9 protein-coding genes are annotated in these 12,134 nt (G+C 72.9%); 3 read left to right on the forward strand and 6 right to left on the reverse strand.

Annotation, left to right across the window (positions count from 1 at the left end):
* Positions 1–162 precede the first annotated feature (162 nt).
* A complete protein-coding gene (locus ACIQ5Y_RS22055; RefSeq protein WP_403882868.1) occupies positions 163–345 on the forward strand; it encodes a hypothetical protein in 183 nt (60 codons plus the stop codon).
* Between the two features lie 3 nt (positions 346–348).
* On the opposite strand, the gene ACIQ5Y_RS22060 is transcribed toward ACIQ5Y_RS22055, so the two are convergent.
* The gene (locus ACIQ5Y_RS22060) at positions 349–1,146 is read right to left on the reverse strand and encodes a site-2 protease family protein (RefSeq protein WP_403882871.1); all 798 of its coding nucleotides are present in this window, start codon (positions 1,144–1,146) and stop codon (positions 349–351) included.
* A gap of 73 nt (positions 1,147–1,219) precedes the next feature.
* Between ACIQ5Y_RS22060 and ACIQ5Y_RS22065 the strand changes: the two genes are divergently transcribed.
* Complete coding sequence (locus ACIQ5Y_RS22065) at positions 1,220–4,690, forward strand: AfsR/SARP family transcriptional regulator (RefSeq protein WP_403882874.1); 3,471 nt, start codon at positions 1,220–1,222, stop codon at positions 4,688–4,690.
* Positions 4,691–4,749: 59 nt separating this feature from the next.
* On the opposite strand, the gene ACIQ5Y_RS22070 is transcribed toward ACIQ5Y_RS22065, so the two are convergent.
* From ACIQ5Y_RS22070 to panB, 3 genes are all read right to left on the reverse strand, one after another.
* Positions 4,750–5,604, reverse strand: a complete 855-nt coding sequence (locus tag ACIQ5Y_RS22070) for an ABC transporter permease (protein WP_403882877.1) — start codon at positions 5,602–5,604, stop codon at positions 4,750–4,752.
* A complete protein-coding gene (locus tag ACIQ5Y_RS22075; protein ID WP_403882880.1) occupies positions 5,601–6,602 on the reverse strand; it encodes an ATP-binding cassette domain-containing protein in 1,002 nt (333 codons plus the stop codon). The genes ACIQ5Y_RS22070 and ACIQ5Y_RS22075 overlap by 4 nt, the downstream gene beginning before the upstream one ends.
* Positions 6,603–6,701: 99 nt before the next feature.
* Positions 6,702–7,571 carry a 3-methyl-2-oxobutanoate hydroxymethyltransferase gene (gene panB, locus ACIQ5Y_RS22080; RefSeq protein WP_403882883.1) on the reverse strand — a complete coding sequence of 290 codons (870 nt, stop codon included), beginning with the start codon at positions 7,569–7,571 and terminating at the stop codon, positions 6,702–6,704.
* 298 nt (positions 7,572–7,869) lie between these two features.
* Here panB and ACIQ5Y_RS22085 point away from each other — a divergent pair, with 298 nt between their 5' ends.
* Complete coding sequence (locus ACIQ5Y_RS22085; protein WP_403882886.1) at positions 7,870–8,895, forward strand: endonuclease/exonuclease/phosphatase family protein; 1,026 nt, start codon at positions 7,870–7,872, stop codon at positions 8,893–8,895.
* Positions 8,896–9,056: 161 nt separating this feature from the next.
* Here ACIQ5Y_RS22085 and ACIQ5Y_RS22090 read toward each other — a convergent pair whose 3' ends face one another.
* Both ACIQ5Y_RS22090 and ACIQ5Y_RS22095 read right to left on the reverse strand, forming a co-directional pair.
* The gene (locus ACIQ5Y_RS22090; protein ID WP_403882889.1) at positions 9,057–10,811 is read right to left on the reverse strand and encodes an NAD+ synthase; all 1,755 of its coding nucleotides are present in this window, start codon (positions 10,809–10,811) and stop codon (positions 9,057–9,059) included.
* A gap of 64 nt (positions 10,812–10,875) precedes the next feature.
* On the reverse strand, positions 10,876–12,078 hold the full coding sequence (locus ACIQ5Y_RS22095) for a DUF4190 domain-containing protein (RefSeq protein WP_403882892.1): 1,203 nt from the start codon (positions 12,076–12,078) through the stop codon (positions 10,876–10,878).
* Positions 12,079–12,134 lie beyond the last annotated feature (56 nt).

Consider the following 12,134-nt stretch of genomic DNA (forward strand, 5'->3'; position numbering starts at 1 on the left):
GGCGTACCGTAAACGCCGAGCCGCGTGGAAGATCGCGTAAAGACGAAATTGGCCGAATGTGATCCCTCGCCCGATCCGTCCCCGTCTTTACCGGAGCACTGCGGGGCATGGGGGACACTGGGAGGGCTCGACCCCCTTCAGTGTTTCCGAGGAGTTCCCCCCATGCCCCGCCTTGCCGTCTTCGCCGTCGTCGTCTGCGTCCTCGCGACCGCCGCGGCCGTCGTCGCCTTCGTCCAGGGCAACTTCATCGGGATCGTGTGGGTGCTGCTCGCGGGCCTCACGTCCAACATGGCCTGGTACTACCAGCGCAAGGCGAAGGCCGAGAAGGCCACGCGCAGCTCGTAGCCCCTACCTCGGGACCGCGCACAGGCCGTTGGTGTCCTGCCAGAAGCGGTAGAGGTCGTGGCCGCAGTAGGTCTCCAGCTCCGAGACGCCGAGCCCGGACAGCACGCCGCTCACCGCGCCGAAGAAGAAGGCGTTGACCTCCGGGATCCACAGCAGGGCGAAGACGACGATCAGGCCGAACGGCGCCAGCGGCTCCACCTGGCGGCGGACGTTGTACGAGAGCCACGGCTCGATGATCCCGTAGCCGTCCAGGCCCGGTACCGGCAGGAAGTTCAGGATCGCCGCCGAGACCTGGAGCAGGGCGAGGAAGGCGAGCGCGAAGCGGAAGGGCCACGGCACGCCGTCGAGGGCGTCCAGCCAGAACGGGGCCGTGCACACGACGGCGAAGGCCACGTTGGTCAGCGGGCCCGCCGCCGAGATGAGGCTGTGCTTCCAGCGGCCCCGGATCCGGCCGCGCTCGATGTACACGGCGCCGCCGGGCAGGCCCAGCCCGCCCATGATCACGAACAGCACCGGCAGGATGATGCTCAGCAGCGCGTGCGTGTACTTGAGCGGGTTCAGCGTCAGGTAGCCCTTGGCCCCCACCGTCAGGTCGCCGCCGTGCAGGGCGGTGCGGGCGTGCGCGTACTCGTGCAGGCAGAGGGAGACGACCCACGCCGAGGTCACGAAGAGGAAGACGGCGAGACCGGTGCTCGTCGCGTACTGGGTCCACACCGCCCAGCCGGTGACCGCCATGACGGCGACGATGCCGAGGAACACGGAACTGATGCGCCGCTCGCCGCGGCTGCCCTGATGACCCATGCGGCGAAACCTATCCCGGCACCCGTACGGAAATGGAGTCGGGGCCGGGGGCCGGTACGGGGACAATGGGCCGGTGCATTACGCGATCCTCGGCACCACCCAGGCCATCCGCGACGACGGGACCCCCGTCGCCGTCGGCGGAGCGCGCCTGCGGGCGCTGCTGACCGCGCTCGCGCTGCGGCCGGACCGGGCGGTGCCGGCGCACCTCCTGGTCGACCAGGTGTGGGACGGCGACCCGCCGGCCGACGCCGTGGCCGCCCTGCAAGCCCTGGTCGCGCGGCTGCGGCGGGCGCTCGGGCACGGGGCCGTGCGCTCCGCGGACGGCGGCTACCAGCTGGCCGCCGACCGGGAGGACGTCGACCTGTACCGCTTCGAACGCCTCGCCCGGGGCGGGGAGTCGGCGCTGGCCGCGGGGGACGCCGCCAAGGCCGCCGCCTTGTACGACGAGGCCCTCGCCCTGTGGCGCGGGCCCGCGCTCGCGGACCTGCCCGACCCGGCCGCCGAGGCCGCGCGCTGGGAGGCCGTACGGTCCGACGCGCGCCGGGGCCGGCTCTCCGCGGCCCTCGCCCTGGGCCGGGCCGAGCAGGTCCTGCCCGAGCTGACCGCCCTGTGCGCGCAGCAGCCGCTGGACGAACCGCTCCAGGCCCTGCGGATCCGCGCCCTGCGCGACGCGGGCCGCCCGGCGGAGGCGCTGGCCGCGTACGAGGCCGTACGCCGCGACCTTGCCGACAGGCTGGGCGCGGACCCCGGCCCGGCCCTGCGCGCCCTCCACGCCGAACTCCTCGCCCCGCCCGAGCCCTGGCCGGCGGCCGGGCAGGGCGGATACCCGTACGCCGAACCCGGCACGGCCCCCGGCGCGGCCGGGCACCCGGGTCGGGCCCCGTACCCCGGTCCCGGCGCCGCCGGGCACCCGGACCCCGCCCGGTCCGGGGCGCATGCCGCCGCCGCGGATGCCGTCGGCGGGTCCGGGGTGCGGGCCCCGGCCGGCCTCGGGCAGGACCGCCCCCACCCGCCCGCCGCCGGAGGCAACCTGCGGGCCAGGCTGACCACCTTCGTGGGGCGGGAGGACGACATCGGGGTCATCGGGGAGGACCTCGCGCGGGCCCGGCTCGTCACTCTGCTCGGGCCCGGCGGAGCCGGGAAGACGCGGCTGTCGCAGGAGGCCGCCGAGGCGCACGCCGTCCGGGGCCACTGGCCCGACGGTGTGTGGCTCGTGGAGCTGGCCCCGGTGGACGACCCGGAGGACGTCGCCGAAGCCGCGCTCGCCGCGCTCGGCGCCCGCGAGACCAAGCTGCGCGGCGCCGCCACCGAGGAACTGCGGGTGCTGACCGACCGCCACGGCGACGACCCCCTCGACCGGCTCGCCGAGCACTGCGCGCGGCGCCGGCTCCTGCTGCTGCTCGACAACTGCGAGCACGTCGTCGACGCCGCCGCCCGGCTCGCCGAGGAACTCCTGGCCCGCTGCCCCGGCGTGCAGATCCTCGCCACCAGCCGTGAACCCCTCGGTGTGCCGGGGGAGAACCTGCGGCCCGTCGAGCCGCTGCCCGACCCGGTCGCCCTGCGGCTGCTCGGCGACCGCGGCGCCGCCGCCCGGCCCGGGTTCCGCGCCGACGACGACCCGGCCGCCGCCGCGGAGATCTGCCGTCGCCTCGACGGCCTTCCCCTCGCCATCGAGCTCGCCGCCGCCCGGCTGCGGTTGCTCACGCCGCGTCAGATCGCCGACCGGCTCGACGACCGCTTCCGGCTCCTGACCAGCGGCGCCCGTACCGTGCTGCCCCGCCAGCAGACCCTGCGGGCCGTCGTCGACTGGTCCTGGGAGCTGCTGGACGAGCCCGAACGCACGGTGCTGCGCAGGCTCTCCGTCTTCGCCGGCGGCTGCGACCTCGCCGCCGCCGAGGCCGTCTGCGCGGACCCCTCGTACGACGTCGCCGACGTGCTCGGCTCCCTCGTCGACAAGTCCCTCGTCGTGGCGGCCCCCGGACCCGACGGCTCCGCCATGCGCTACCGGCTGCTGGAGACCGTCGGGGAGTACGCCGCCGAGCAGCTCACCGGGGCCGGCTCCGACCGCGCGGACACCGAGCGCCGCCACCTCGTCCACTACCGCGAGCTGGCCCGCACCTGCGAGCCGCTGCTCCGCGGACGCGGCCAGCGCGCGGCCGCGGACCGGCTCGCCTCCGAGTACGAGAACCTGCGCACCGCCCTGCGCCGCGCCGTCGCCGCCCGCGACGCCGACGAGGTGCTGTGCCTCGTCCACTCCCTCGGCTGGTACTGGCACATGCACGACCTGCGCGCCGAGTCCCGGCACTGGGCCGAGGCCGCCGCGGCCCTCGGCCCCGACCCCTTCGCGCCGCCCTTCGTACCCGCCGAGCCCGTGTACGAGCGGCTCGTGGACAACCCGCCCCCGTACGGCGGCGAGCTGCTCGCCGAGGCCTGGCGCGCGGTCCACCTGGTCCGGCTGGCGGCCCGCGACCAGACCAACGAGAACTGGAACACCCCGGAGGTACGGGCCCTGGTCGAAGGGGTGATCGCCGTCTACCGGCCCGGGCTCCCGCAGACCTGCCGAACCCCCGCCTCCCTCTGGATCTACGCGGTGATGATCGCGGGGGACCCGGGGATGCTCAAACGGGTCATCGACGAGACCGTCGACGCCGCCCGCGCACTCGGCTACGGCTGGGAGCTCGGCTCCGCACTCCAGCTGCGCGCCAACATCCTCGCCAACCGCGCCGACTGGGCCGGCGACGCCTCCCGCGACGCGGAGGAGAGCCTGGCCGTCTTCCGGGAGCTCGGCGACGACTGGGGCTGCGCCGAGGCACTCTCCGCCCGGGCCGAGGCCCGTGAGAAACGCGGCCAGTACGACCTGGCCACCCAGGACTACCGGGCGGCGATCGAGCACGCCGGGCGGCTCGGGGCCAAGGCGCAGGTGACGGTGCTGCGGGTGCGGATGGCGGGGAACCTCGCCGAGATGGGCCGGCTGGAGGAGGCCGAGGCCATCCTCACCGGGATCGTCGCCGCCCCGCAGGACTACGGCAACGAGGCCATGCCCGCCGCCCGGATGTTCCTCGCCGGAGTCCTCGGCCGCACCGGCCGCAGGGACGAGGCCCGCACCCATCTCCAGACGCTGCGCGACGAGTTCGCCTTCGGCGCCTACGCCCTCTTCGACGGCTTCCTGCTCGGCACGATGGCGTGGCTGGACAACGAGGACGGCCGCCACGAGGAGGCGCTCGGCCGGCTCCGGCACGCCCTGGCCGAGATGCAGGACCCGCTCGCCGCCATGGTCGCCCCGCACATGCGGGCCGTCTACCTGATGACCGCGGCCCTCGCCCTGGCCTCCCTCGGCGGTACGGAGCGCACGTACGACGCGGCCCGGCTGCTCGGCGCGTACCGGACGCACCTGCCGCCCGCGCACGTCCCCGTCACCACGGAACGCGCGGACGCCGCCCGTGCCGAGGAGCTGGCACGGGCGGCGCTGGGCGATGCCGCCTACGAGGCCGCGTACGCCGAGGGCGGCGGCCTCACCCTGGAGGAAGCCGCCGCCCTGGTCTGACCCGGCCCCCGGTCAGGGGCCCGTCCGGGACGCGATCCGAACGGACCGGCCGACCCGGATCAGGTCTTCTGGCGGAACTTGCGGACCGCGAGGGGCATGGTGACCGCCGTGATGGCGAGCGACCAGCCCAGCGTCATCCACACGGAGTTGCCCACCGGAGTGCCGTTGATCAGGGCGCGCGCCGCGTCCGCGAGGTTGGACAGCGGGTTGTAGTCGGTGAAGGACTGCAGCCAGCCCGGCATGGTGGTCGGCGGGGCGAAGATCGAGCTGCCGAACTGCAGCGGCATCAGGACCAGCATCGCCATGCCCTGGACGGCCTGGGCCGTCTTCATGGTGAGACCGAGCAGGATGAAGATCCACATCAGCGAGGCGCCGAAGACGGCGGACAGGCCGATGGAGTAGAAGAGGTCCAGCACCGAGCCCTTGATGGACAGACCCAGGATGAAGCCCACGGTGAGCAGGATCGCGATGGCGACCAGCATCCGGCCGACCTCGACGACGATCTTCGCGAGGAGCACGGAGGACCGGGCGATCGGCATGGACCGGAAGCGGTCCATGACGCCCTTCTTGAAGTCGTCGTTGACGCCCGTGCCGACCGCCATCGAGATGTTCATGCCCATCATGGCCATCAGGCCGGGGATGACGTAGTTGACGTACGCCTCCTGGTTGCCCTTGCCGGAGATGGCGCCGCCGAAGACGAACACGAAGAGCAGGGTGAAGATGATCGGCATGAGCACGGCGTCGAACATCGACTCCGGGTCCTGCTTGATCTGCAGCGCGTTGCGGCGCACGAGCGCGCCGATGTGGCGCAGGTTGGCCCGCAGGCCGATCCGGCCCTCGCCGGGCAGGGCGCCCGCACCGGCCGCCGGGGCGGCCGCGGTGTCGGCGGGCTTCGTCGTGGTTACGGTGCTCATGCCGCGACCTCCTCAGGGGTCTCGATGGTGGGCTTCTGGCCGGTGATCGACAGGAACACCTCGTCCAGGCTGGGCAGGTACGTGCCGAGGTCGGCGATCGCGTACCCGCGGGCGGCCAGCAGGCCGACGACGGCGGTCAGCTGCTCGTCGCTCAGGATCGGGACCAGCAGCACGCCCTCGTCCGGGACGGCCTGCGCGCCCGCCACCCCGTCGAGACCGGCCTCGGCCAGCGAGCGCGCCATGCCCGGCAGGTCGGAGGCGTCCACGGGACGGATCCTCAGAGTGCGGCCGCCGACGCGGGCCTTCAGCTCGTCGACCTTGCCGTTGGCGATGACCTTGCCGCGGTCGATGACCGTCAGCTCGCTCGCGAGCTGCTCGGCCTCCTCCATGTACTGGGTGGTGAGCAGGACGGTGGCCCCCTCGGCGACCATCCGCTGCACCTCGTCCCACACCTCGTTGCGGGTGCGGGGGTCCAGACCGGTGGTCGGCTCGTCCAGGTACAGCACGGCCGGGCGGCCGATCATGGAGGCGGCCAGGTCGAGCCGGCGCCGCATGCCGCCGGAGTAGTGCATGGCCGCCTTCTTGGCGGCCTCGGTGAGCGAGAAGCGCTCCAGCAGCTCGTCGGCGCGCGACCGGGCGTCCTTGCGGGACAGGTCCAGCAGCCGGCCGATCATGTAGAGGTTCTCCCAGCCGGAGAGCTTCTCGTCGACCGAGGCGTACTGGCCGGTGAGGCCGATGGTGCGGCGCAGCTGCCGCGGCTGGCGGACCACGTCGTAGCCCGCGACCGTCGCCGTGCCGGCGTCCGGGGTGATCAGGGTGGACAGGCAGCGGACCAGGGTGGTCTTGCCGGCGCCGTTCGGCCCGAGGACCCCGAGGACGGTGCCCTCGCGGACGTCCAGGTCGACCCCGTCGAGCGCCTTGGTGTCGCCGTAGTGCTTCACCAGCCCCCGCACTTCGACGGCGTTGGTGTTCTTGTCGTTTCGCGTCATGTCCACCATGGGACCAGGCGCCACTGACAGACGACCGACAGCGGACCGACACGAAGGCGACAGCCCGCCGACGGGACGTCGGCGGGCTGTCGGTCGGGCACCGCCCGATCAGTGGAAGGCGTGCTCCGCCTGCGGGAACGCTCCTCCGACCACGTCCTCGGCGAAGGCCTTCGCCGCGTCGTTCATGGTCTGCCGGAGGTTCGCGTACTGCTTGACGAACTTCGGCATCTTCCCGCCGGTCAGGCCCATCATGTCGGTCCACACCAGCACCTGCGCGTCGCACTCGGCGCCCGCGCCGATGCCGACCGTCGGGATGTGCAGGGACCGGGTGACCTCGGCGGCCAGCTCGGCCGGGACCAGCTCCAGCACCACCGCGAACGCTCCCGCGTCCTGAGCGGCCTTCGCGTCGCGAAGCAGCCGGTGCGCGGCCTCGTCGCCGCGGCCCTGGACCCGGTAGCCCATGGCGTTGACGGACTGCGGGGTCAGGCCCAGGTGGGACATGACGGGGATGCCGGCCTGCACGATCAGCTCGGTCTGGGCCAGCGAGCGCTCGCCGCCCTCCAGCTTCACCGCTCCGACTCCGGCCTCCTTCACGAGGCGGGTGGCGCTGCGCAGCGCCTGGACGGGGCCCTCCTGGTACGACCCGAACGGCATGTCGCCGACGACCAGCGACCGGCTCGTGCCGCGTACGACGGCGGCCGACAGCATGGTCATCTGGTCCATCGTCACCGGAACGGTGGTGTCGTAGCCCAGGTGGCAGTTGCCCATGGAATCGCCGACGAGGATCACCGGGATCCCGGCCTCGTCGAAGACGGAGGCGGTCATCGCGTCGTAGGCGGTGAGCATGGGCCACTTCTCGCCGCGTTCCTTGGCGAGGGTCAGGTCGCGGACGGTGATGCGCCGGGTGCCCGTGCCTCCGTACAGGGTGGGGGAGGCGGCGGATGCGGGTTCGCGGGCAGGCGAAACGGCGTGCGTCATTGCAACTGCTCCTTGTGTCATCTCGAGGCGCCCTTACGGCGTCCCCGGACTCACCCACCATGGTGGCATCCGCGTGCCCAAAGGCGGAAGTGCTGCGCGGAGCGCGCCGGGCGCGGAGGATGCAATGTGCGCGTTTCGTGACAAGCGGAAACAAGCGGAACCCGTGCCGCACGGCCGTTCGTCCTCCGGGATGTACGGCCGCGTCAGGCGGTCGTGACGTAGGGCACGGAAGGCTCCGGTCATCGCCTAGGGTCAAGGGGCGGGGACGGAGCGCGAGCACGGCAGTGAGGGCAGTGGCATGGCACAGGCGTACATGACGGAGTCGGGGAACGGCGGCTCGGAGCCCGAGCCCTCCGCGTCCCGCTTCCGGCGCCGGCTGGCCGAACTGCGCAGAGACCCCGGGATCTGGCGGCGAGGCTGGGTGCTGGCCCTGATCGCGGTGCTGCTCAGCCTGGTCATGGTGTTCCACGCGCAGCTGCCCAACGACGTGGGCAACCTCGGCAGCCTCACCGAGACCTTCCTGCCCTGGCTGGGGCTGGCCGTCCCGCTGCTGCTGGTCGGGGCGGTCCTGCGGAAGTCCGCGACCGCGCTGATCGCGATACTGCTGACGGCCGCGGTCTGGGTGAACGTCTTCGGCGGTCTGGTCACCGACAAGTCCGGCCCCGGCGGGAACCTCGTCGTCGCCACCCACAACGTCGACGCCGACAACCCCGACCCGCGCGGCACCGCCGAGTCGATCGCGAAGTCCGGGGCCGACGTACTGGCCCTGACCGAACTCAAGGGGAGCGTCGTCCCCGTCTACGAGGAGTCCCTGGCCAGCACGTACAAGTACCACTCGGTCGAGGGCACCGTCGGGGTGTGGAGCAAGTACCCGCTGTCCGCGAGCCGGCCGGTGGACATCAAGCTGGGCTGGACCCGGGCCATGCGCGTCACCGTCGAGACCGCCCCGGGCAACCAGGTCGCCGTCTTCGTCGCCCACCTGCCCTCCGTACGGGTCAAGCTGAACGCCGGTTTCACCGCCAACCAGCGCGACAACAGCGCGGACGCGCTCGGCGCCGCGCTCGCCGCGGAACCGCTGAAGAAGGCCATCCTGCTCGGCGACCTCAACGGCACCATGAACGACCGCGCGCTGTCCGAGGTCACCTCGCAGATGCGCTCCACGCAGGGCGCGGCGGGCGATGGCTTCGGCTTCAGCTGGCCGGCCCAGTTCCCGATGGCCAGGATCGACCAGATCATGGTCCGCGGGATCGAACCGGAGGCGTCCTGGACCCTGCCGCGCACGGGCAGCGACCACCTGCCGGTCGCGGCGCGGGTGACGGTGTAGACACGCGGACACGGATGCGGGCACGCCGCGACCGCCGGGCTCCCGCACCGCACGGCCGGGGCCCGCGCGTACGGCCGGCGCCGGGCCCGCGTCAACGGGCGAAGGGGGCCCCGCCGCATCGAGCGGCGGGGCCCCCTTCCCGTCGGAGCAGAGCGCAGCGGTCAGGCGTGCTCGCGCCAGCCGTTCGTGATGGGCAGCCGGCGGTCCTTGCCGAAGCCCTTCGCGGAGATCTTCGTGCCCGGCGGGTACTGGCGGCGCTTGTACTCGGCCGTGTCCACCATCCGCAGGGTCCTGGCGACGAGTTCCCGGTCGAAGCCGGCCGCCACGATGGCCTCGATGCCCTGGTCGCGGTCCACGTACAGCGCCAGGATCGCGTCGAGCACCGGGTAGTCAGGCAGCGAGTCCGTGTCCACCTGGCCGGGGCGCAGTTCGGCGCTCGGCGGCTTCACGATCGAGTTCTCCGGGATCGGCGGGGTCTCCCCGCGCTCGGCGGCGGCCCGGTTGCGGTACCGCGCCAGGCGGAAGACGTCCGTCTTGTAGACGTCCTTGATCGGGCCGTACGCGCCCACCGAGTCCCCGTACAGGGTGGAGTAACCGACGGCCAGCTCCGACTTGTTGCCCGGGGCCAGCACGATGTGGCCCTCCTGGTTGGAGAGCGCCATCAGCGTCGTGCCGCGCAGCCGGGACTGGAGGTTCTCCTCCGCCAGACCGGTCAGGCCCAGCGAGCCCATGTACGCGTCGAACATCGGCTCGATCGACACGGTCCGGAAGTTCAGGCCGGTCCGTGTCGCCAGGTCGGCCGCGTCGCCCTTGGAGTGCTCCGAGGAGTACTTCGAGGGCATCGAGACGCCGTACACGTTCTGCGCGCCGATCGCGTCGCAGGCGATGGCGGCGACCAGCGCCGAGTCGATGCCGCCGGAGAGCCCGATCAGGACGGAGCGGAAGCCGTTCTTCCTGACGTACGCGCGCAGGCCCACGACCAGCGCGTCGTAGATCTCCTCGTCGTCGTCGAGCCGGTCGGCGTAACCGCCGGTGACGACGGCCTCGGGCGCCTGGGCGGGCTCCTCGGAGAGGATCACCCGGTCGATGCGCAGCCCGTCGTCGACCACGCCCTCGGGGGCGTCGGCCCGCGCCGCCGGCAGGTCGAGGTCGAGCAGGACGCAGCCCTCGGAGAACTGCGGGGCGCGCGCGATGACCTCGCCGTCGGCGCCGACGACGATCGAGTCGCCGTCGAAGACCAGCTCGTCCTGGCCGCCGATCATGGCCAGGTAGGCGAGGGTGCAGCCGGCCTCCTGGGCGCGCTTGCGGACCAGTTCGAGGCGGAGGTCGTCCTTGTTGCGCTCGTACGGGGAGGCGTTGATCGAGATCAGCAGCCCGGCCCCGGCGGAGCGGGTGGCGGGCACCCGGCCGCCCTCCTGCCAGAGGTCCTCGCAGATGGCCAGGGCCACGTCGACGCCGTGCACCCGGATCACCGGCTGCGTGTCGCCCGGCACGAAGTACCGGAACTCGTCGAACACGCCGTAGTTGGGCAGGTGGTGCTTGGCGAAGCGCAGGGCGACCTCGCCCCGGTGCAGGACCGCCGCCGCGTTCTCCGGGGAACCGGCCGGGCGGCCGAGCCGGGGTGTGGCCTTCTCGGTGCGGTCGAGGTAGCCGACGACGACGGGGAGCTCGCCGAAGCCCTTGTCCGCGAGGCGCGCCGCCAGATCGCGCAGGGCGGTGCGGGAGGCCTCGACGAAGGACTCGCGCAGGGCGAGGTCCTCGACGGGGTACCCGGTCAGCACCATCTCCGGGAACGCCACCAGATGGGCGCCCTGCTCGGCGGAGTGCCGGGTCCAGTGGACGACGGAGTCGGCGTTGGCGGTGATGTTGCCGACGTGCGAGTCGATCTGATTCAGAGCGAGACGAAGTTGAGGCACGGGACCCACTCTAATCGTCTTTCTGACGCGATGTCCTGGGTCCCGCGCGTTTCCGCGCCCCGCCTCAGCCGATGGGTCCCGCGTACTTCACGGTTTTCGCGTCGAATCCGATGGTGATGTCCGCGGTGATGTTCTTGGTGCCCTTGGGCACCTCGAACGCCACGACGCCCTTGGCGGACTGGCCCGGCATGATGGCGCCCTTGATCCGCTTCGGCACGTTGCCGCCGAAGTCGATGACGTCATCGGCGGTCATGCCCTGTTCGTCGCGGACGTTGGGCATGGGGTAGCCGACCTCGTACGGCTCCTTCGAGCCGTTGGTGATGGTGACCGTGATCTGGATCGCGTTCTTGACCTCCTTGCGGGCGAGTTCGTCCTTCGGCTCGTACTTCGTCGGCACCGAGAGGCTCACCTGCACGCCGCTGTCGTAGCTGAAGGTCTCGCCGAAGGGCAGCGCGCTGCTCAGGCCGGGGACCTGGGAGGGCTTCGGCGACTTCGACGGCCCCGCGTCGGGGAAGAGCTTGTCGAGCTCCCGGCGCTGCTGCGCCCGCTCGTCCGCCCGGCGGTCGGCGGTCTTCTCGAAGAAGAGGGCGGTGAGGAAGAGGCCTCCGACGGAGGCGGCCAGGGCGACCACGCCGAGGACGGTGCCGACGATGGACAGGGTCTTCTGCGGGGCGCCCTTGGAGGCGCGGACGATGGCGCCGATACCGAGGCCGATGGCGACCAGGCCGAGGAGGAAACCGGCCCAGAAGAGGAGCGGGACGAGGCCGATGAGGATGCCGAGGCCGCCGACGATCGCGGCGGAGACGGCCAGGCCGTTGCCGGTGGCGGGGGCGGGTTGCGCGTACGTCGGGTAGCCGGGCGCGCCGTATCCGGGGCCGCCGTATCCGGGGCCGGGCTGGGCCCACGGGTTGCCGGGGAAGGGAGCGGGGGCGGAGGGGCCGGGGGCGCCGGGGGCCGTGGGGGCGCCGAAACCGGGGCCGGCCGGGGGCGCGGGCGTCGGTGGGGCGAACGGCGAAGCGGCGGGGGCGGCGGGTCCCGGGGCCGGGGCGGCCGGATTCGCCGCCGGAGTCTCCTCCGCGGACGGTGACGCGGCCGGGCCCGGGGCAGCGGTCTTCTCCAGCGACGGGCCCGGGGTGTCCTGCGGCGGCGGGGTCGCCTCGGGGGTGTTCTCGGGGGACGGCGACGGCTGTGGTGCCGGGGCCGTCTCCGGTATGGGCGTCCCGGCCGGCTCGGTCGGCGTGGCGGACGGGTTCGGCGGGGTGCTCATGCGGGCGGAGGCGTCCTTCCTGCTCGTCGCGGCTTGTGTCGTGATCACCACAAGCC

The organism is Streptomyces sp. NPDC096339 (assembly GCF_044762985.1).
In the GTDB taxonomy this organism is placed as follows: Bacteria; Actinomycetota; Actinomycetes; order Streptomycetales; family Streptomycetaceae; genus Streptomyces.